At 75.5% G+C, this 20,477-nt stretch carries 15 protein-coding genes and 4 pseudogenes; 5 read left to right on the plus strand and 14 right to left on the minus strand.

Annotated features, from left to right (window positions below; translation table 11 throughout):
* Positions 1-6: 6 nt before the first annotated feature.
* Positions 7-1,461, minus strand: coding sequence for a ferredoxin reductase family protein (locus OVA14_RS12285; RefSeq protein ID WP_267504124.1), 1,455 nt, complete (start codon positions 1,459-1,461; stop codon positions 7-9).
* A gap of 125 nt (positions 1,462-1,586) precedes the next feature.
* Here OVA14_RS12285 and OVA14_RS12290 point away from each other — a divergent pair, with 125 nt between their 5' ends.
* The gene (locus OVA14_RS12290; protein ID WP_267504125.1) at positions 1,587-2,303 is read left to right on the plus strand and encodes a VIT1/CCC1 transporter family protein; all 717 of its coding nucleotides are present in this window, start codon (positions 1,587-1,589) and stop codon (positions 2,301-2,303) included.
* On the opposite strand, the gene OVA14_RS12295 is transcribed toward OVA14_RS12290, so the two are convergent.
* The 5 genes from OVA14_RS12295 to OVA14_RS12315 form a co-directional block, all read right to left on the minus strand.
* Positions 2,300-3,820, minus strand: coding sequence for a sensor histidine kinase (locus OVA14_RS12295; RefSeq protein WP_267504126.1), 1,521 nt, complete (start codon positions 3,818-3,820; stop codon positions 2,300-2,302). The two genes, OVA14_RS12290 and OVA14_RS12295, sit on opposite strands and share 4 nt — an antisense overlap.
* 152 nt (positions 3,821-3,972) lie before the next feature.
* Positions 3,973-5,046, minus strand: a complete 1,074-nt coding sequence (locus OVA14_RS12300) for an ABC transporter ATP-binding protein (protein ID WP_267504127.1) — start codon at positions 5,044-5,046, stop codon at positions 3,973-3,975.
* 39 nt (positions 5,047-5,085) lie between these two features.
* On the minus strand, positions 5,086-6,432 hold the full coding sequence (locus OVA14_RS12305) for an ABC transporter substrate-binding protein (protein WP_267504128.1): 1,347 nt from the start codon (positions 6,430-6,432) through the stop codon (positions 5,086-5,088).
* A 65-nt stretch (positions 6,433-6,497) separates the two neighbouring features.
* Positions 6,498-7,367: a carbohydrate ABC transporter permease gene (locus OVA14_RS12310; RefSeq protein WP_267504129.1), complete on the minus strand. Its 870-nt coding sequence runs from the start codon at positions 7,365-7,367 to the stop codon at positions 6,498-6,500.
* Positions 7,364-8,263 (minus strand): carbohydrate ABC transporter permease, encoded by a 900-nt coding sequence (locus OVA14_RS12315; protein ID WP_267504130.1) that lies wholly within the window; start codon positions 8,261-8,263, stop codon positions 7,364-7,366. Before OVA14_RS12315 ends, OVA14_RS12310 begins: the two co-directional genes overlap by 4 nt.
* 224 nt (positions 8,264-8,487) lie before the next feature.
* Here OVA14_RS12315 and OVA14_RS12320 point away from each other — a divergent pair.
* Positions 8,488-9,907, plus strand: a pseudogene (locus OVA14_RS12320) (dihydrolipoyl dehydrogenase family protein).
* 12 nt (positions 9,908-9,919) lie between these two features.
* Here the strand turns inward: OVA14_RS12320 and OVA14_RS12325 are convergent.
* Both OVA14_RS12325 and OVA14_RS12330 read right to left on the minus strand, forming a co-directional pair.
* Positions 9,920-10,639, minus strand: a complete 720-nt coding sequence (locus tag OVA14_RS12325; RefSeq protein WP_267504131.1) for a Type 1 glutamine amidotransferase-like domain-containing protein — start codon at positions 10,637-10,639, stop codon at positions 9,920-9,922.
* Positions 10,640-10,704: 65 nt separating this feature from the next.
* Positions 10,705-11,181, minus strand: coding sequence for a MarR family winged helix-turn-helix transcriptional regulator (locus tag OVA14_RS12330; protein WP_267504132.1), 477 nt, complete (start codon positions 11,179-11,181; stop codon positions 10,705-10,707).
* 81 nt (positions 11,182-11,262) lie between these two features.
* On the opposite strand from OVA14_RS12330, the pseudogene OVA14_RS12335 reads away from it, so the two are divergent.
* Positions 11,263-12,294 (plus strand): annotated as a pseudogene (locus OVA14_RS12335) (MMPL family transporter); the annotation flags it as partial.
* Positions 12,295-12,314: 20 nt separating this feature from the next.
* Complete coding sequence (locus OVA14_RS12340) at positions 12,315-13,412, plus strand: MMPL family transporter (RefSeq protein WP_267504133.1); 1,098 nt, start codon at positions 12,315-12,317, stop codon at positions 13,410-13,412.
* An 845-nt stretch (positions 13,413-14,257) separates the two neighbouring features.
* Here the strand turns inward: OVA14_RS12340 and OVA14_RS13575 are convergent.
* Positions 14,258-15,280: pseudogene (locus tag OVA14_RS13575) on the minus strand (nucleotide disphospho-sugar-binding domain-containing protein); the annotation flags it as partial.
* A 230-nt stretch (positions 15,281-15,510) separates the two neighbouring features.
* Here OVA14_RS13575 and OVA14_RS12345 point away from each other — a divergent pair.
* On the plus strand, positions 15,511-16,533 hold the full coding sequence (locus tag OVA14_RS12345; RefSeq protein WP_267504134.1) for a TerC family protein: 1,023 nt from the start codon (positions 15,511-15,513) through the stop codon (positions 16,531-16,533).
* A gap of 26 nt (positions 16,534-16,559) precedes the next feature.
* Here the strand turns inward: OVA14_RS12345 and OVA14_RS13580 are convergent, their stop codons facing one another.
* The 5 genes and pseudogenes from OVA14_RS13580 to OVA14_RS12365 form a co-directional block, all read right to left on the minus strand.
* Complete coding sequence (locus tag OVA14_RS13580; protein WP_324288064.1) at positions 16,560-17,027, minus strand: homocysteine S-methyltransferase family protein; 468 nt, start codon at positions 17,025-17,027, stop codon at positions 16,560-16,562.
* Between the two features lie 61 nt (positions 17,028-17,088).
* Positions 17,089-17,472: pseudogene (locus OVA14_RS13585) on the minus strand (homocysteine S-methyltransferase family protein); the annotation flags it as partial.
* Positions 17,473-17,601: 129 nt separating this feature from the next.
* Positions 17,602-18,048, minus strand: coding sequence for a hypothetical protein (locus OVA14_RS12355; RefSeq protein WP_267504135.1), 447 nt, complete (start codon positions 18,046-18,048; stop codon positions 17,602-17,604).
* A gap of 84 nt (positions 18,049-18,132) precedes the next feature.
* A complete protein-coding gene (locus tag OVA14_RS12360) occupies positions 18,133-18,822 on the minus strand; it encodes a class I SAM-dependent methyltransferase (protein ID WP_267504136.1) in 690 nt (229 codons plus the stop codon).
* Positions 18,819-20,288: a dihydrolipoyl dehydrogenase family protein gene (locus OVA14_RS12365; RefSeq protein WP_267504137.1), complete on the minus strand. Its 1,470-nt coding sequence runs from the start codon at positions 20,286-20,288 to the stop codon at positions 18,819-18,821. Before OVA14_RS12365 ends, OVA14_RS12360 begins: the two co-directional genes overlap by 4 nt.
* Positions 20,289-20,477: the final 189 nt, after the last annotated feature.

Raw genomic sequence — 20,477 nt, forward strand, 5'->3', positions numbered from 1 at the left:
TCGGTCTCAGCTCGTGAAGGACTCGGCGTGGATGCGGGCGGGCGCGGCGCCCGCGCGCAGCAGGTCGGCGCGCAGTGCCGCGGACCAGTCGTCGGGGCCGCAGAGGAAGACGTCGACGTCGGCGAGGTCGCCCGCGATCGCGCGCAGCAGCGCCGCGCCGTCCCAGGCGCCCCAGTCGCTCGCGACCCACGACGAGCCGGCGCGGCTGCGCGGCCCGTCGAGCGGCACGTGGCGGAGGCCCCGGCGCTCGACGAGCTCGCGCACGTGCTCGGCGCCCACGGCCTCCTCGGGCGTGCGATCGCGCGTGACGAGCACCGCCTCGCCGGGCTCGAAGGCCTCGTCGTCGAGGATCGAGAGCAGCGGCGCGACGCCCGCACCCGCCCCGACCAGCAGCATGCGGCGGCCCTGCCGCGCATCCCCCGTCATGCGGCCCATCGGACCCTCGACGAGCACGCGCGTGCCGGGGCGGAGCGAGCGCAGCCGGCGGCTGCCGTCGCCCACGACGCGCGCGGCGATGACGAGCTCGCCCCTGCGGGGCGAGACCGCGAGCGAATAGGGGTTGCCGCGGGTCCATCCCGGGCCGTCGAGGAAGCGCCACACCAGGAACTGGCCCGCCCGCGCCCCGAGCCGCTCGATGGCGCGGCCGCCGATGCGCACGCGCACGCCGCGAGCGCCGTCGTCCTCGACCGCGACGACGCGCAGGTCGTGGCGCAGCGAGCGCCCGATGGGCAGCGCGATCCGCCACACGAGCACCGCGGCTGCGGTCGCGAGCCACAGCGCCCACCAGTAGCCGGCGGCGAGCGGCGTCGCGAGGTCGGTGCCCGTCCAGAGCATGTGCGGGATGGCGAGGGCCACGCCGAGGTAGCCGTAGAGGTGCAGCAGGTGCCAGGACTCGTAGCGCAGCCGCCGCCGGGCGCGGCGGGCCGAGGTCACCATGACGAGCACGAGCAGCAGCGTGCCCGCGGTCGCGAGCAGCATGCCGGGGTAGCCCCACACGAGCTCCCACAGCTGCACGAGGGGCTGGAGGCCGCTGTCGGCGGCGTAGCCGAGCACGAGGAGCACGATGTGCGCGACGAGCAGCCAGAACGACCACATGCCGACGACGCGGTGCATCCGCACCATGCCGGCGTGGCCGAGGCCGCGCTCGAAGAGCGGCACCCGCGCCATGAGGAGCACCTGGAGCAGCAGCAGGTTGGCCGAGACCAGTCCCGTGAGCCGACCGAGCGAGTCGAGGGTGCCCGCGGGGGCGCGCAGCAGCTCCTGCACGCCGCCGCCCGCGGACCAGAGCGTGGCGACGAGCGTGCTCGTGACCCAGATGACCGCGATCGCCGCGAGCCGCCACGCCTCGCGACGGCGGTCGGGGGCGGTGCGGACGACGGGGGCGGGCGCCGCGGTCGGGGCCGCGCCGACGGCGCCGACGGCGGGCGCCGGGCCCGTGCGCTGCTGGCTGAGGATGTCCATGCCGCCGAGGCTCGGGCATCGCCGCCAAGACGATCCCAAGATTCCGGATGCCTGGGCGAGCGCTTGGCAGACGCATAGGCGCGCACCGCTCGCCCGGCTGACGGGCCGCGTGCTTGGATCGCCCCATGGACGCTCCCACCCAGGCGATGGAGCCGCACGACGGCGCGGTGCTCGGCAGGCTCAACTGGCTGCGGGCGGGGGTGCTCGGCGCCAACGACGGCATCGTCTCGGTGGCGGCGGTGCTCGTGGGCGTCGCGGGCGTCACGGTCGAGACGGGGCCGCTGCTGACGGCCGGCGCGGCGGCGCTCGCGGGCGGCGCGATCTCGATGGCGCTCGGCGAGTACGTCTCGGTGAGCTCGCAGCGCGACAGCGAGCGCGCGCTCATCGCGCTCGAGCGTCGCGAGCTCGAGGAGGATCCGGAGGGCGAGCTCGCGGAGCTCGAGGGACTATGGCGCGAGCGCGGCCTCGACGCCGACGCGGCCGCGCTCGTGGCCCGTCAGATGACGGAGCACGATGCGCTCGCCGCGCACCTCTCGCTCGAGCTCGGCATCGACGAGCAGACGGTCACGAGCCCCTGGCAGGCGGCGTGGGCCTCGTTCCTCGCGTTCCTGACGGGCGGCGCCCTGCCGTTCGCGACCATCCTGCTGAGCCCGCACGACCTCCGCGTGGTCGTCGGCGTCGCGGTCGTGCTGCTCGCGCTCGCGCTCACGGGTGCGCTCGGGGCGCGGCTGGGCCGGGCGCCGTGGCGCAGGCCCACGGTGCGGGTCGTCATCGGCGGCGCCATCGCCCTCGCCGTCACCTACGGGCTGGGCGCCGCGCTCGGCGTCTCGGGGCTCGGCTAGCCCGCCGCGTCCGGCTCGTCGCCCGCGGGCAGCAGCACGGTCGCGGCCGTGCCGATGTCGACCTCCGACGTCAGCTCGATCGAGCCGCCGTGCGCGCGCGCCGCCGCGAGCGCCACCGAGAGACCCAGCCCGAGGCCCTCGATCTCCTGCCGGCGCGCGTTCGAGGCCCGGTAGGCCCGCTCGAAGACGAGCTCGAGCTCGTCGGCGGGGATGCCCATGCCCTGGTCCTCCACCCGCAGCACCGCCGCGGCCTCGTCGGCGCACGCCGAGACGCGGACGGGGGCCACGCCGCTGCACGCGAGCGCGTTGCGCAGCAGCGCCTCGAGGATCCTGGTGGCGAGCCGCGGGTCGAGGTCGGCCTCCGCGCCCTCGTGCACCGCGACGCGCACGCGCTCCTCGGCGCGCAGCCGCGCGGGCAGCCGCTCGACCGCGCCGGCCACCACGGCCCGGAGCCGCACGCGCTCGCGCCGCGCCTCCGGCACAGGGCCGGCCGCGGCGAGGAAGCGCTCGGCGAGGTCCTCGAGCCGCTCGCCGCTGCGGGTCATCGCACCGAGAGCGCGCTCGACGGCCGGCGGCAGCGCCTCGTCCTGCAGCAGCTCGAGGTTGCCGATGAGCGCCGTGAGCGGCGTCCGCAGCTCGTGGCTGAGCGTCGTGAGGGAGGCCTCGCGCGCACGGGCCTCGCGCACCAGCTCGGTCACGTCGTGGCCGACGAGCAGCGCGCCGAGCGGCTCGCCGTCGTCGTCGTGCACGGGCCTGCCGTTCGTGAGGATCGCCCGCCGCTCCCCCGGCGGGCCGATCCAGACGAGCGCGTCGCGCACGGCCTCGCCCGCCACGACGCGGAAGAGGGGCTGCTCGGACTGCGGCAGCGGCCGGAGGTCGGGATCCCGGAACAGCTCCGCAGATGCCTCTGGCCCGCCCTGCAGGCGGGCGATCGCAGCCTGCTCGAGCGCGGCGGCGTTGGTGACGATGGGGCGCAGCTCGTCGTCGACGAGCGCGATGGCGCTCGGCGCCTCCTCGACGATGGAGCGCAGGATGGTGGCGGTGCGGCGCCCCTCTCGCCCGGCGGCCGCCACGGCGGCCTCGGCGGCGCGCAGCCGTCGCTCGCGGAGCGCGAGCATCCCCACACCGCCGACGAGCACGGCGGAGACGGCCACGAGGTCGACCCACGCACCGAGCGTCGCGGGCATGCGGTCGAGCAGCGCCGGCGGCAGCCAGAGCGTGAGGAGGCCGCCCGCCGCCGCGGCGACGGCGCCGACGGGGCCGAGTCGCAGCACGAGCATCGCCGCCGGGAAGACGAGCAGCGCGAGCGCGGCGGTGATCCCGCCGTCGTGCACGAGCACGCCCGCGGCGGCGAGGTCGAGGGCGCCGATCGCGACGACCCACAGCGGGTGGATGCGGCGCCAGGGCAGCAGCGCGGCGCCGAGCAGCGCCGCGACGGCCAGGCCCCCGCCCAGATCGCCCCGGCGTCGAGGCCGCCGTCGACGAGCGCGATCGCCACGACGACGAGCGCGGCGCACAGCATGAAGGGCCCCTGCCAGGCGAGCACGCCGATGCGCTGCACGCGCGCGTCGGCCAGCGGATCCACGTTCCACACGCTAGCGGCGCGGCCGCGGATCGCGGCGAGGCCACAGCGGCTTCCCGGAAACCGCGCACCCAGCGGCGCGGGCAGCTAGCGCACGCGCCGCCCGGACTCCGGGTCGAAGGCGATGACCGAACCGGGCCGGATCGCGAAGGCGAGCGCGTCGCCGCGCGCCGGGCGGGCGCCCTTGGGCAGGCGCGCGGTCCAGCGGCCGCCGGGGCCGGGCCCGTAGACGTAGGTGTCGGAGCCCAGCTCCTCCACGAGCTCGACCTCGATGCGCACGAGGTGCGGATCCTCGGGGGCTCCGGGCACGACGTCGAGGTCCTCGGGGCGCACGCCGAAGGTGAGGCGCTCCCCCTCGTGGCCCTCGGCGCGGAACGGCAGCAGCACCTCCGCCGCCCTCGCGCCCTCGGCGTCCGACCAGGTGCCCTCGACGAGGTTCATCTGCGGGGAGCCGATGAAGCCGGCGACGAAGAGCGTCTCGGGCTCGTCGTAGAGCTCGCGCGGCGTGCCCACCTGCTCGATGCGGCCCTGGTGCATGACGACCACGCGGTCGCCCATCGTCATCGCCTCCGTCTGGTCGTGCGTGACGTAGACGGTCGTGACGTCGAGCTGACGCTGCAGCGCCGCGATCTGGCCGCGGGTCTGCACCCGGAGCTTCGCGTCGAGGTTCGAGAGCGGCTCGTCCATGAGGAAGACCGAGGGGCGGCGCACGATCGCGCGCCCCATGGCCACGCGCTGGCGCTGGCCGCCGGAGAGCTCGCGGGGCTTCCGGTCGAGGAGGCCGTCGAGCTCGAGCAGCTCGGCGGCCTCCGCGACGCGACGCCGCCGCTCCGGGGCCGGCACCTTCGCGTTCCGCAGCGAGAACTCGATGTTGCCGGCCACCGTCATGTGCGGGTACAGCGCGTAGGACTGGAACACCATGGCCACGTCGCGCTCGCCGCCGTCGACGCCGGTCACGTCGCGGCCGCCGAACTCGATCGTCCCGGACTCTGGGAACTCGAGGCCCGCGAGCGCGCGCAGCGTCGTCGACTTGCCGCACCCGGAGGGCCCGACGAGCACGAGCAGCTCGCCGTGGCGGATCTCGAGGTCGATCGCGTCGATCGACGGCTTCGAGGCCCCGGGGTAGGTGAGCGTGACGCCCTGGAGTGCGACGTCGACCATGGTCGTCCTGCTTCCTGCTTCGGTGGTGTCGGGTCCGGATCAGCCCTCGAGCTGTGCGCGGAGCCCGTTCTCGTAGAGGCCCTCGAGCTCGGTCTGGAGCTCGGCGAGCGCGGCGGGCACGTCGGCATCCGTCGTGAGGATGCGCTGGAGCGCCGTGGCGAGGGCGAGGTCGCCGCCGGGGAGGAAGACGCGCATCCAGTCCTGCGTGCGCGTGCGGGTCTCGAGCTGCTCGACCGCGACCTGGAAGTTCGCGTCCTCGGCGTAGAGCGCCGACGCATCGGCGTCGGAGCGCACCGGCATGTAGCCGGTCTGCGACGAGAAGGTCACCGTGCTCTCGGCGCTCGTGAGGAAGTCGGCGAGCATGGCCGCGGCGAGCTGCTCCTCGGGGCTCGACGTGGCCGAGATGGCGACGCCGGCGCCGCCCGTGGGCACGACGAGCTCCTGCTCGACCGGGCCGCCGGGCAGCATCGCGACGCCCACCTCGAAGCCGGCCGTCTCGGTGATGCCGCCGAGCGAGCCGGTGGAGCCGATGAACTGGCTCGTGGCGCCCGCGGCGAAGTCGTCGGCGGGCGAGCCGCTCGAGACGTTCGCCCAGCCCTCCTGCACGGCGTCCTGCGCGAACTGCACGGCCGCGACGGTCTCGTCGCTCGTCACCGCGCTCGCGTCCCACTCGTCCGACCAGCCGCCGCCGTAGCCCCAGACGAGGTTGTTGAGCACCCACGCCGGGTAGTCCTCGGCGGGCGGGAACGAGAACGCGGTGTCGGTGACGCCCGCGTCGATGAGCGCCTGCGAGCTCGCCGCGACCTCCGCCCACGTGGTCGGCGCCTCCGTGATGCCTGCCTCGGCGTACTGGTCGGCGTTGTAGTAGAAGATCGTCGTCGAGCGCGCGTACGGCACGGCGTAGTGGGCGTCCTCGTACAGGTAGTCGTCGAAGAGCGTCGCGTTGTAGGTCGAGGCGTCGCCGCCCGCGGCCGCGAAGGCCTCGTCGAGCGGCAGCAGCGAGCCGTTCACGTGGTTCGTGAACCACGTGGCGTCCGACATGACGACGAGGTCGCCCACGTCGCCGGAGGTCTGCGCGGTCTGGAAGCGCTGCGAGACCTCCTCGTAGTTGGCACCCGCGGTCACGATCTCGACCTCGATGCCGGTCTCGGCGGTGAACGCGTCGACGAGCTCCTGCTCGATCTCCTGCGAGCCGCCGGGGTGGTTCGTCCAGAAGGTGATCGACTCGGCCGGCTCGACGGCGGCCCAGTCGGTCTCGGCGGCGGCCTCGGGGCCGGAGGCGCCGACGGCCGGGCCGCAGGCCGTCAGGCCGAGCGCGACCGCGCCGAGCGCGGCGAGGGTGGTCGTGGCGCGCGTGGTGCGCGCGCCGGCGGTGGGCTGGGACATGGTGCTCCTCGAGGGTGCGGGGTGGGTGGACGTGCGGGTCGGTGGGTCTGCGGAGGGCGCGGCCGTCACTTGACAGCGCCCTGGGTGAGGCCGCTCACGATGAAGCGCTGCAGCGCGGCGAACACGATGAGCACGGGCAGGATCACGAGCACGGCGCCGGCCATGAGGTAGCCGTAGCTGCCGGTCTGGCCCTCGATCGACTGCAGCAGGTTGAGGCCCACGGGGAGCGTCATCGTCTCGACGGAGTCGGTGATGATGAGCGGCCACATGAAGCTGTTCCACTCCCCCACGATCGTCACGAGCGCGACGGTCGCGATCGTCGGCGCCGAGACCGGCACGACGATCCGCCAGAGCCGCTTCGCGTGCCCGGCGTGGTCGAGCGCGGCGGCCTCGAGCAGGTCCTTCGGCAGCGTCTTGAACTGCTGCCGCAGCAGGAACGTGCCGAAGGCCGTGCCGAGGCCCGGGAGGATGATCCCCCAGAGCGTGTTGCGGCCTCCGAGCGCCGAGATCGTCAGGTAGTTCGGCAGCAGCGCGGCCTCCGGCGGCACCATGAGCGCCACGAGGATCGCGAGGAACACGACGTGCTTGCCGCGGAAGTCGACGAAGACGAGCGCGTACGCGGTGGTGATCGCGAGCGCGACCTTGATGGCCGAGGCCACGATCGTGACGATGAGGCTGTTGCGCAGCACGGTGAGCAGGGGCACGGTGTCGGCGACCTGCGCGTAGTTGTCGGTCGTGGGCGCCTGCGGCAGCAGCGTGGGCGTCATCGTGATGATCTCGCCCGGCGGCTTGAACGACGCGATCGCCATCCAGACGAGCGGCAGCACGATGATCGCCGTCGCGAGGAGGATCGGCAGGTAGCCGCCGAGGACCGTGGCGAGGAGGTTGCGACGGCTGAAGGCCTGCCGCCACTCGGAGACGTGGGTCGCGCTCATGCGTAGTGCACCCGCTTCTCGACGTACCGCATCTGGAACGCGGTGATGGCGAAGAGCACGACGAAGAGCACGACCGAGATCGCGGCGGCGTAGCCGGCGTCCTGGTACGGCCCGAAGCCCTGCAGGTACAGCTCGAACACGATCGTGTTCGTGCCGTTCCCCGACGGCGTCATGATCTTGAGGATGTCGAAGGCCTGCATCGAGCTGAGGATCGTCGTGACGGTGAGGAAGAACACCGTGGGCGACAGCAGCGGCAGGGTCAGCCGGAAGAAGCGCGTGAGCGTGCCGGCGCGGTCGATGCGCGCCGCCTCGATGAGGTCGCTCGGGATCGACTGGAGGCCCGCGAGGAAGACGACGGCGCAGAAGCCGAGGTGCTTCCAGACGTAGACCACGATCACCATGACGAGCGCGAGGTCGGCATCGAGGTACCACTCGGGCGAGCGCGCGCCGAGCGCGCGGAGCACGTGGCCGAGCACGCCCAGCTGCGGGTCGAAGATGAAGTTCCACACCATCCCGACCCCGACGCCCGAGAGCACGTAGGGCGCGAAGATCGCCGTGCGGCCGGCGGTGACCCCGGGGATGCGGTGGTTGAGCGCGAGCGCCACCAGGAGGCCCAGCACCATCGAGGCGACGACCGTGATGACGGTGAACGTGATCGTCACGCGCCACATCTCGGCACCCTGCGGCGAGGTGAACAGCCGCGCGTAGTTGTCGATGCCGGCGCTCGTGGCGGTCGTCGCCCCCATGCGCCAGTCGAGCGTCGAGTAGAAGGCGTTGCTCAGCAGCGGGTAGTAGACGAACGCGGCGATGAGCAGGAGGTTCGGCCCCGCGAAGGCGAGGAAGACCAGCGCGTCGCGGCGCAGCGTGCGTCGTCGGTGCGGGTTGGCGGTGGGCACCCGCCGAGGCTGTCGGGCCGGCCTGAACCGGACTTGGCCCCTCGGGGGCACCGGGGTGTGCGGGAGGTGAACCGGAGGTGCTCGGGTGGGCCAGGGGGCGCTCGGGCGCGATCAGGCACGGTGTCCTCACCCGTCGAGATCGGCGCTCGATCCTCATCCATCGCCTCGGCGGAGCGGGGCGCGCGCTCGGGCGACGTCCCGGTCGGATGGACGATGATGGCGGCATGAGCGCGACCGAGCAGGACCAGCACGACTTCGACCTCATCGTCATCGGCGGCGGCGCCGTGGGCGAGAACGTGGCCGACTACGCGACGAAGCGCGGCCTCCGCGTCGCGATCGTCGAGGAGGCGCTCGTCGGCGGCGAGTGCTCGTACTGGGCGTGCATGCCGTCGAAGGCGCTGCTGCGCTCCGGCCACGCGCTGCGCGCCGCGCAGCGGCTCCCCGGCGCGCGCGAGGCGATCACCGGCTCCCTCGACGCCACCGCCGTGCTCCGGCGCCGCGACGGCTTCACGAGCAGCTGGGACGACAGCGGCCAGGTCGAGTGGGTGCGCTCCGCGGGCATCGAGCTCATCCGCGGCCGCGCGCGCATCGTCGGCCGCGGCCGCGTGGAGGTCGACGGCCGCACGTGGACGGCGCGCGCCGTCGCGATCGCCACGGGCTCCGTGCCGCAGCCTGCCCGACGTGCCGGGGCTCGCGGATGCCTCGCCGTGGGGCACGCGCGAGGCGACCGCCGCCGAGGAGGTGCCGGCGCGCCTCGTCGTGCTCGGCGGCGGCGTCGCGGGTGTCGAGCTCGCCACCGCCTACGCCTCGCTCGGCGCGCAGGTGACGCTGCTGGCCCGCAGCGGCCTGCTCGGCCGCGAGGAGGCCTTCGCGGGCGAGCTAGTCGCCGCGGCCCTCGCCGACGAGGGCGTCGACGTGCGCCTCGGCACCTCCCCCGCCCGCGTCGACCGCGGCGACGACGGCATCGTCTCGGTCGAGCTCGAGGACGGCTCGCGCATCGAGGCCGAGGAGCTGCTCGTCGCCGCCGGCCGCACGCCCGCGCTCCACGACCTCGGGCTCGAGACCGTCGACCTCGACCCCGACGCGCTCGAGGTCGACGACACCATGCTCGTCGCCGGCACCGACTGGCTCTCCGCCGTCGGCGACGCGAGCGGGCGCATCCAGCTCACCCACCAGGGCAAGTACCAGGCGCGCGCGGCGGGCGAGGCGATCGCCGCGCGGCTCCAGGGGCTGCCCGTGCGCGACGAGCCGTGGGGCGACCACGTGGCGACCGCCGACCACGGAGCCGTGCCGCGCGTGGTGTTCACGGACCCGGAGGTCGCGGCCGTCGGCCGCACGGAGGCGGAGGCGCGGAAGGCCGGCCTCGCCGTGCGCACCGTCGAGCACGACCTCGGCGCCGTGGCGGGCTCGAGCCTGCAGGCCGACGGCTACGAGGGCCGCGCGAAGCTCGTCGTCGACGAGGCGCGCGGCGTGCTCGTGGGCGCGACCTTCGTCGGCCAGGACGTCGCCGAGCTCGTGCACGCCGCGACGATCGCGATCGTCGGCGAGGTGGCGATCGCCCGCCTGTGGCACGCGGTGCCCGCCTACCCGACGATGAGCGAGGTCTGGCTGCGCCTGCTCGAGGCGTACGGCCGCCCCGACTGAGCCGCGGCCCGGCTACGCGCCCGTCGCCTCCCGCTCCCCGCGTGCCTCGACCCCGCCGTCCGGGCCGAAGCGCAGCCAGCGGCCGGCCGAGACGACGACCGGCTCGGCATCGGGATCCCGGATCACGAGCGCCGACGCGTCGTCGAGGAACCACGTCGTGGCGCCACTGCGCGCCGCGCCGCGCGCCGCCCGCTCCTCGGCGCCCTCCGGCATCCAGTCGGCGCCGAGGTGCCCGAGGAAGACCCAGTCGAACAGCGGCGCCGCCGGCTCGACCGGATCGAGGCCGAACATGTCGAGCTCCTCCTGGTCGTCGAAGCTCTCGCCCCAGCCGGGCAGGGCGCGCGTGAAGATCATCGAGCCGGCGCTCCAGCCCACGTAGACCTTCTCGTCGAGCAGCTCCTGCAGGAGCGGCGCGAGGCCGGTCGCCGCCCAGGCGTGCGCGAGCCACACGTTGCTGCCGCCGTAGCCGAGGATCACGTCGGCCGAGCGCAGCCGCGACGCGACGAGCTCCTGCGGTCCGGCGTAGAGCGATGCGACGTCGAACTCGGCCCAGCCGAGCGCGCGCAGCGACTCGAGGTGCTCGACGAGCGTCGAGCTGTCGCCGGGGAACCCGAGGATCGCGTCGATCACCACGACGATGCGGGATTCGGCGATCGGCCGGCCGAGGAGGTCGACGAGGGCGTCCAGCACGACCGGCTCCGACAGGCCGTTCGAGGTCAGGAGCATCCGCATGCGCGCAGGCTAGCGGCAGCGCTCGTGGCACGCCCTCGACCGCGCGGCTGCAGCGGGCTGGACCGCTAGTCGTCGGCGAGGTGCCGGTCGTAGGTGCGCAGCACCGCGCGGAGGTAGCGCGCGATCGCGGCGCGCTCCCCCGGCTCGAAGTCGTCGAGCGCGCGGTCGATCTCGAGCACGAGCGGCATGAGCTTGCTCGCGGCGCGTGCGATCGAGGCGGGCGCGGCCACCACGAGCACGCTGCGCCGATCGCGCGGGTTGGGCTCGCGGTGCGCGTGCCCGGCGTCGACGAGCCGGTCGATCACGACGGTCGTCGACGCGGTCGAGATCGCGAGCCGCCGGCTCAGCTCGCCCGGCGGCAGCGGCCCGTCGGCGATGAGGTGCTCCATGGCCGCGAGGTCGGTGGCGTTGACGCCCAGCTCGGCGCGCATCGCGTGCTCGAAGGCGGTGCCCGACTGCAGCAGCTCGCGCAGCAGCCGGGTCGGCTCGGCGACCGCGTCGGCGACGTCGAAGCCGCCCGCGTGGTCCCCCGATCCGTCCATGCCGCCACCCTACCGCGCGAAGTGTCGACTGTGTAGTATCTCGTCTATCTAGTTACTTGGCCATCGAGCAGAGGAGTCGCGATGCGCGCGATCATCGGATGGATCACCGGGGCCCGCACCTCCTGGACGGTGCTCGTCGCCTTCGTCCTCGCCGCTGGCGCGCTCTTCGCGCTCGGCTCGGGCAGCGAGACCGAGTCGGCCCCCGCGGCGGGACTGCCCGCGAGCGCGGAGTCGGAGCAGGTGGCGGCGCTGCTCGACGAGTTCCCGGACGCCGACGCCACCTCGGCGCTCCTCGTCTTCGACCGCGAGGGCGCCGAGCTCAGCGAGGCCGACCTCGCCACCATCCAGGCCAACGCCTTCGGCCCGCTCGCCGAGCTCTCGCGCGACGGCCAGGTGCCGCCGCCCCAGGTCTCCGAGGACGGCACCGTGGCGCTCGTCGTCGTGCCGCTGGACCCCGAGCCCGACGTCGAGGCGCAGTCGGCGCGCGCCGAGGAGCTGCGCGAGGCCGCGCGCACCGACCTCGACGGCGTGCGCGCCTCCCTCACGGGCCCCGAGGGCTTCGAGACCGACATCGCCGCGGTCTTCGAGGGCGCCGACGTCTCGCTGCTGCTGACGACCGTCGCGGTCGTCGCGGTGCTGCTGCTCATCACCTACCGCAGCCCGTTCCTGTGGCTCGTGCCCCTCGTCGTCATCGGCGTCGCCGACGCGCTCGCGGGCATCGTCGCGCGCCGCGTGGCCGAGGCGGCGGGCGTCGTGCTCGACGCCTCCGTCACGGGCATCCTCTCGGTGCTGGTCTTCGGCGCCGGCACCAACTACGCGCTGCTGCTCATCGCCCGCTACCGCGACGAGCTGCGGGTGCACGAGGACCGCAGGGAGGCGATGCGCGTCGCGCTGCGCGGCTCCGGCCCCGCGATCATCGCCAGCGGCTCGACCGTCGCGCTCGCCCTCGCCACGCTGCTGCTCGCCGAGCTCGGCGGCAACCGCGCGCTCGGCCTCGCCTGCGCCGTCGGCGTCGTGCTCGCCATGGTCATCGCGCTCACGGTGCTGCCCGCGGCGCTCCTGCTGTTCGGCCGCGGGCTCTTCTGGCCCTACGTGCCGAAGGTGGGCAGCGAGGGCACCGTGCAGCGCAGCGCGTGGGGCAGGCTCGGCCGCGCCGTCGCGCGCCGCCCCTCGTGGTGGTCGGCGCGGGCGTGCTCGCGCTCGCGGCCATGGCGAGCGGCGCGCTCTTCCTGCAGACGGGCCTCTCGCAGAACGACCGCTTCCTCGAGAAGCCGGAGGCCGTGGTGGGCCAGGAGGTGCTCGCCGAGGCCTTCTCCGCCGGCGCCACCTCGCCCACGACCGTCGTCGTCCCCGCCGACGAGGCGCAGGAGGCGGCGGAGGCGATCGCCGACGTCGAGGGCGTCGACGCCGTGCAGCCCGGGCCCACCACCGACGACCTCGCCCAGCTGCAGGTCACGCTCGACGCCGAGGCCGAGAGCAGCGCCGCGTTCACGACCATCGAGCGGCTGCGCGCTGCGCTCGACGACGTCGGCTCCGGCGAGGGGCTCGTGGGCGGGCTCGACGCCCGCTCGCTCGACACCGCGCAGGCGCAGGCGCGCGACCAGGCGCTCATCATCCCGCTCATCCTCGTGCTCGTGCTGCTCGTGCTCGTCGTGCTGCTGCGGGCGATCGTGGCACCGCTGCTGCTGCTCGTGGCGGTCGTGGCGAGCTTCTTCTCGGCGATCGGTGCGAGCTGGTGGCTCTTCCAGACGCCGTGGTTCGACTTTCCGGCGATCGACACGAACGTGCTGCTGTTCAGCTTCCTGTTCCTCGTCGCGCTCGGCGTCGACTACTCGATCTTCCTCGTGACGCGGGCGAACGAGGAGTCGGCAGCGCACGGCACGCGCGAGGGCATGGTGCGCGCGCTCTCGGCCACGGGCGCCGTGATCACGAGCGCCGGCATCCTGCTCGCCGCGGTCTTCGCGGTGCTCGGCGTGCTCCCGCTCATCACGCTCACCCAGATCGGCATCATCGTCTGCGTCGGCGTCCTCATCGACACGCTGCTCGTGCGCACCGTGATCGTGCCGGCCTCGGCCTTCCTCACCGGCGACGCGTTCTGGTGGCCGCGGCGCCTGCCCGCCCGCGGCGACGCGGCGGACGGCGGATCGGGCGAGCACGATGGCGGAGCCGAGGAGGCGCCGGCCGTCGCGACGACGCGGCGCCAGCTGCGCGCCGCGCGACGATCCGGCTAGGCGATCGGCGGCGAGGGTCGCGACGGCGGCCCTCGCCGCGCCTCACAGCAGCGGCGAGCGCATGGCGCTGAGCGCGGCGAGCGGGCGGGCGGCGCCGCGCGCCGCCGCCTCGTGCTCTGCGAGCCTGCAGGGCCGAGGCCATCGCGGCGATGCCCGCGGCGGCGGCCGCGGCTCGCTCCCCCAGCGCGGGCTCCGCGCGTCGCAGCCGGCGCTCGACGAGTGCGGCGACGTCGGCGACGAGCGGCTCGAGCCTCGCCCGGGCGGCGGCGGCGAGCGCGGGGTCGTCCGCCGCGATCCGCCGCCGGCGTGCGGCGAGCGCCTCCGCCGTCGGGTCGAGGGCAGGCATCGAGACCAGCGCGAGCACGGCGGGCAGCAGGGGCTCATGGCCCTCGACGAGGCGCTGCGCAGCGTCGGCGTCGAGGCTCGGCAGCGCGCTGCCGAGCAGCGCCTCGTCGCGCCCGCGAAAGTGGTGGAAGAAGGTGCGACGACTCACGCCCGCGCACTCGCAGACGGCGGCGACCGTGACCGCGGCGGCGCCGCGCTCCTCGGCGAGCCTCGAGGGCCGCGACCTCGAGCGCCGCGCGCGTCGCCCGACCGCGGGCGTTCGGGGCCGGTCGGCGGTCGGAGGCCGAGGGCGCGCTCACTGCGCGCCCTCGAGGCGACGCTCGAGCCAGCGCGCGGCCGCGCCCGTGCCGTCCTCCGCCCGGATGCGACGGCCGAGCGCCGCGGCGCGCTCGCGCATCCCCACGTCGCGCAGCGCTGCCGCCATGGCCTCCCCGAGGCCCTCGGCGGTGAGCGCAGACGCCCGCGGCGCGGGCGGGGCCACGCCGAGGCTCGCTCGCCCGCCTCGCCCAGAACGGCTGCTCGGCGCCGAAGGGCACGATGACCGCCGGCACCCCGGCCGCGAGCGCCGCGGCCGTCGTGCCCGCGCCGCCGTGGTGCACGGAGGCCGCGGCCCGCGGCAGCACGAGGCCGTGTGGCGCCGCGTCGACGGCGAGCACCGCCCGGCCGTCGCCGGGCTCGTGCGCCGTGGCCGGGTCGATGAGCAGCAGCCGCGCGCCAGCCGCCGCGGCGGCCCGCTCCACCGTGCGCCGCAGCGCCCAGGGATCGCCGGCGGCCATGCTGCCGAAGCCGGCGACGACGGTCGGGCCCTCGTCGAGGAACGCGGCGACCGGCTCGGGCAGGGAGCCCTCGGGCTCCGGCAGGAACCAGTAGCCGGTCGCGACGCGCTCACCGCCGGCGCCCGAGCGCAGCGGCACGACGTGCGGGCTGAGGCCGTAGAGCGCGCCGCGATCGGCCGGCGCGACCCTCCGCACCCCGAGCGCCCGCATCGCCGCCGCGCGCGGGGCGCGCAGGAGCGCGGCGATCGCGACGTCGCCGATGGCCCCGCCGACCAGGTTCAGGACGCCGCCCGGCCCTGCGGGCAGCGCGGCGAGCAGCGGTGCCGGGTAGGCGCGGGAGGGCGCGGCGATCGGCTGCAGCTCGGCGGCGATCCAGGGCACGCCGAGGGCGGTCGCGACGGGCCGGCCGATCGAGGAGCCCCCGATGCCGCCGAGCACCGCGTCGACGCCCGCGAGGTGCTGCCGCGCCTGCGCCGCCCAGCCGGGCACGCGCTCCAGCACGGCCCGGCCCGCCTCGCGGAGGCCACCCATCCGCGCCCCCTGCGCCTCGAGCGCGATGGCGCGCACGGTCGCCGCATCCGGGCCGGCGAGCGGCAGCGTCGCCGCGCCGACGCGTTCGAAGAGCCACGCGAGGTCATGCGGCGCGACGGCCCGCACCTCGTGGCCGCGGGCGATGAGCGCCGAGGCGAGCGCGGCGTAGGGCTGCACCCCGCCCCGGGTGTCCTGGGTGACCATGCCGAGCCGCATCCGGATCCTCTCTTTGCACTGTGTGCAATATCGTACCGCGGGACGTCGCGCCGCTCCCCCGTGTCGTTGACGAGCGGCGGCGGCGTTCCGTACCCTGGATGCAAGGAGGGGAGTAGTCCCCCGGCATCCGTCGTCACTCCGTGCCCGCCATCGGGCTCCGGCGGGTGCGGGACCGCCACGGCGGCCCCCGGTCGAGACCTCCAGTTGCAGCAGCCGACTGGAGGCTTCCCATGGACGTACCCGTCTACGCCTGGCTCGCGGTGCTCGCCGTCATCGTGGCGATGCTCGCGATCGATCTCTTCGCCCACCGCAGGGCGCACGTCATCGGCGTGCGCGAGGCCCTCGTGTGGTCGATCGTCTGGGTGCTCTCGGGCATCAGCTTCGGCCTCGTCGTCTGGTCGACGTGGGGCGCCGAGGCGGGCCAGCAGTACTTCGCCGGCTACGTCATCGAGAAGTCGCTCGCGGTCGACAACGTGTTCGTCTGGGCCATCATCTTCGCGGCCTTCGCGGTGCCCCGCGAGTACCAGCACCGCGTGCTCTTCCTCGGCGTGCTGGGCGCGCTCGTGTTCCGCGGCATCTTCATCGCGGCGGGCGCGGCGCTCATCGAGAGCTACTCGTGGATCCTCTACGTCTTCGCCGCGTTCCTCATCCTCACGGGCATCCAGATGCTGCGCACGAGGAACGAGCACGCGCACCCCGAGCGCTCGCGCGTGCTGCGCCTGTTCAAGCGCTTCGTGCCCATGACGGACGCCTACTTCGGGCAGCGCTTCCTCGTGCGGCGGGCGGGCGTCGTCCTGGCGACGCCGCTGCTCGCGGTGCTCGTGCTCGTCGAGGTGACCGACATCGTCTTCGCGGTCGACTCGATCCCGGCGATCTTCGCGGTCACGTCGGAGCCGTTCCTCGTGTTCACGGCCAACGCGTTCGCGATCCTGGGCCTGCGCGCGATGTACTTCCTGCTCGCCGACCTCATCCACCGCTTCGTCTACCTGAAGGTGGGGCTCGCGATCGTGCTCGTGTGGGTGGGCGTGAAGATGGCCCTGCTCGACGTGCTCTACATCCCCACGCTCGTCTCGCTCGCGGTGGTCGCGACGGTCATCGCGGCCTCGATCGCCGCCTCCCTCCTCCGCACCCGCGGCCAGGGGCGGCGCGAGGTGGTCGCGGAGCCGGCGGGCGCCTACCGCGTGGCATCCGACGAGGAGGTGGCTGAGCTCGAGCCGCTCCTGCGGCGCGGGCGGGCGCTCGCGCGGCGCTGACGGCCGTCTCTCGGCCGCCGGGCGCCTCAGCCGGCGGCGCCCTCGAGCGACCGGGCGATGCGTCGGATGGCGTCCGGGCCCACGCGGCAGCAGCCGCCCACGAAGCGCGCCCCGGCCGCGACCCACGCGGCCGGGAGCGCCTCGTCGAACCCGGGCGCGCCCACCCAGCGGCGCGCCCGGGCGTCCCACGCCTCACCGGCGTTGGGGTACGCGACGGCGGGCGCGCCGCTCGCGGCGACGACGGCGCGCACGGCCGGCAGCGCATCCGCGGGCGCGCAGCAGTTCACGCCCGTCGCGACGATGGCGCGGGAGCCTGCCGCGAGCGCGAACGCCTCGGCGGCGGGCCGGCCGTCGCGCAGCCGGTCGCCGTCGACGGTGCACGAGAGCCAGGCGGGGAGGCCGAGCTCCTCGGCCAGGTCCACGAGCACCGCCGCCTCGTCGAGGTCGGGGATCGTCTCGATCGCGAGGAGGTCGGGCCCCGCGGAGGCGAGCAGGCTCCATGCGCGGGCCGTGGAAGTCGCGCAGCGCTCCCCTGCTGAGGCCGTACCGGCCGCGGTACTCGGCGCCGTCGGCGAGCACTGCGCCGTAGGGGCCGACCGAGGCGGCGACGAGGCGCGGCACGGGCTCGCGCTCGGCGGCCGCGAGCTCGTCGCGCACCTCGCGCGCGAGCGCGACGCTGCGGCGGATGAGCCGCTCGGCCTCGGCTCGGGCCATGCCCGCGCGCGCGAAGCCCTCGACGCTCGCCTGGTAGCTCGCGGCCGTGGCGACGTGCGCGCCCGCCGCGAAGTAGGCGCGGTGCACCGCGGCGATCTCGTCGGGCGCATCGCGGAGCAGCCGCGCCGTCCAGAGCGCATCGGTGAGGGCGTGGCCGCGGTCGGCGAGGGCGTTCGAGAGCCCGCCGTCGAGCACGACGACCTGCGACTTCCCGGGAGGCAGCATCCGCCCATCCTCGCGGATCCGGCATGGCGGCAGCGGCGAGCGCGCGCCGACCGCGCGGTGCTCGCGCGAGGCGCGGTGCGCTCCCGGTGCGCGGCGCCACCGCGAAGCGCGGCTCGCGGCGCCGCCGCGTCAGGGCGCGGGCGCGACGATCGCGCCCTGGCAGCTCCGCCGCACCTCGGCGGCCGCGGCCCGGCTCGGGCTCCCCCACTCCTCCACGCGGGCATCCCAGTACTCGTCGTAGGCGGCGACCTCGAGGGTGTACGACTGCGGCAGCTCGCCCACGAGCTCGAGGTGCTCGAGCGCGATGGCGACGGAGGCGTCGTCGTCGCTGCGGCCGAGGAAGTGGTACCAGCTGCACTGCCAGGACTGCAGCGCGAGCGCATCCGGGTAGGACGACTCGAACATGCCGGCGGGCTCGGCGACGTGCGCGGCCGGCACCTCGGGCGGACAGGCGTAGCCGACGGGCAGCGGATCGGGGATGCCCTCGACGGCGATCGGGAAGTACGCCTGCAGCTCTGCCGCCGTGATCGCGCGCGGCAGGGCCTCGCCGCGGGCGGCGAGCACCGATCCTGGCATCGCGGGCCTCCGCCGTCAACGAAGCGGAACGCCCTTCAGCGTCACGCTGCTCGGCTGCTGGGGCGCGCGGCTCCGCCGCCCGCGTCAGCGCACGCTGCCTGCGACGACCACGATGTGGCTGCCGCGCAGCTCGCGCCGCCGCACGTCGACGGCATCCCGCTCGAGCAGCCGCCAGGGGCGGGCGGCGAGGTCGGCGCCGCCGATCGCGCACGCGAGGCGCGCGAGCGGCGAGAGCAGCCGCGCGGCGCCCGTCGGCGGCTGCATGTCGACGATGCACGCGCGGGCGCCGGGGCGCAGCACCGCGCACGCCGCGCGCCACGCCGCGTCCGGATCGTCGACGACGCTCATGGCGTAGGTCGCGATGACCGCGTCGAAGCCTCGCTCCTCCGGTGCCGAGGCGGCCGAGTCCCCGCCGTGCGCAGCCCGGTCCGCAGCAGGCGCGAGCGCGCGGGCGTCGAGGGCCGTGACGTCGGCCTGCACGAGCGTCACCGAGCGCCAGCCGTGGCGCGCGACGCGGCGCCGCGCGACCGCGAGCATGCTCGCGCTGCGGTCGACGGCCACGACCCGGCCGGTCGGCCCCACGCGCTCGACGAGCCCCGGCAGGTTGAGCCCGGTGCCGCAGCCGAGGTCGAGCACGGCGTCGCCCTCGCGCAGCCCGAGCATGTCGATGCCCGCCTCGCGTCCCGCGCGGTAGACGGGCTCGCCCGAGACCGCGTCGTACCAGGCGGCGCCCCACCCGTAGATGCCGCCGCGCGGCCGGGCGCGCCCGCTCATCGGCCGCGTCGGGCGGCGAGCCCGCGCAGCATCCGGATCGCCGCGGCCGGCGCGCCGCGGCCGAGGCGGTGGCGCACGTCGTCGATCGCCGCGTTCCACAGCGCATCGCTGTAGGTGGGGTAGGGATGCGTCGCGGCCGTGAGATCGCCGGTCGTGAGGCCCGCCTGCACCGCGAGCGCGAGCTCGCCCATCGTCTCCCCCGCCCGGGGCCCCACGATCGTGCCGCCGAGGATGCGCCCGCGGCGGTCGACGACGATGCGCGTGCTGCCGCTCGTCTCCCCGTCGGCGATCGCGCGGTCGGTGTCGGCGTGCAGCTGCTCGAGCACCCGATGGCGCCGCGGGTCGACGCCCTCGGGCTGCACGCCGATCGATGCGACCTCGGGGGCGGTGAACGTGACGCGCGGGGTGCGCGCGGCGTCGAACGCGCGCCGCAGGCCGAGCACCGCGTTCGTGGCGGCGACGCTGCCGCTGACGCCCGCGGTGTGCGTGTAGCGCGGCAGCCCGGCCACCTCGCCGGCCGCCCAGATGCCGGGCGCGCTCGTGCGCAGGGACGCGTCGACGACGATCGAGCCGGCGGCGTCCGTGCGCACGCCCGCCGCCTCGAGCGCGAGGGCGGCGGGCCGCGACGCCCGGCCGACGGCGGCGAGCAGCACGTCGAAGGGCACGGCCTCGCCGTCGTCGAGCACGAGCTCGCCCGCGGTGCCGTCGTGCGATCGCACCGCGGTCGCTGCGCGGCCGAGCCGGAGGTCGACGCCGTCGGCGCGGAGCGCGTCGGCCACGATGCCGCTCGCGACGGCGTCCTCCTTGGGCAGCAGCCGCTCGCCGCGGTGCACGATCGTCACCTGCGCGCCGAGCCGCGCCATCGCCTGGCCGAGCTCGCACCCCACCGGTCCCCCGCCGACGATCACGAGCCGCTCGGGCAGGCGCTCGAGCTCCCACAGGTCGTCGCTCGTGCGGATCCGCACGTCGTCGGCACCGTCGATCCGGAGCGGCGCGGGCGAGGCGCCGGTGGCGACGATCGCCCGGCGGAACCGCACCTCCTGGCCGCCGACGTCGAGGCTGCGGGCCGAGGTGAAGCGCGCCTCGCCCATGCGCACGGCCACGCCGGAGCGCTCGAGCGTCGGCGCCGCGTCGTGCGGCTCGATCGCGGCGATCGCGGCGCGCACCGCGGTCATCGCCGCGGCGAAGCGCGCGTCGCGTGACACCGCGCCCGACGCCGGATCGGCGGCATCGTGGGCCGCTGGCCGGTCCGCCGCCCGGCCGGCCGCGTCGTGCGCGCGCTCGCGCCGCGCGGCCGCGATGAGGGCCTTCGAGGGCACGCAGCCCGTCCACAGGCAGTCGCCGCCCAGCCGGTGCCGCTCCACGAGCAGCACGCTCGCGCCGAGCCCCGCCGCCGTCGTGGCGGCGATGAGCCCTGCGCTGCCGCCGCCGATCACGACGAGGTCCCACGTCTTCGGTGCGGACATCTGCGACTCCTCACGCCCCTGCAATGCTCGTCAGCCAGCGGCGGATGCGAGTGCCCCACGGGCCCGCGGCGCGCGCCGCGCGACGAGTGCGTCCAGCGTAGGCGGGGCATCCATGGGAACCGCCTCCGCGCGCGGTGCTCTCCGCCGAGGCCGACCTCCTCCTGCAGCGCCTCGGAGGCCGATGCGGCG

It is taken from the genome of Agrococcus sp. SL85 (assembly GCF_026625845.1).
Classification (GTDB): Bacteria; Actinomycetota; Actinomycetes; order Actinomycetales; family Microbacteriaceae; genus Agrococcus.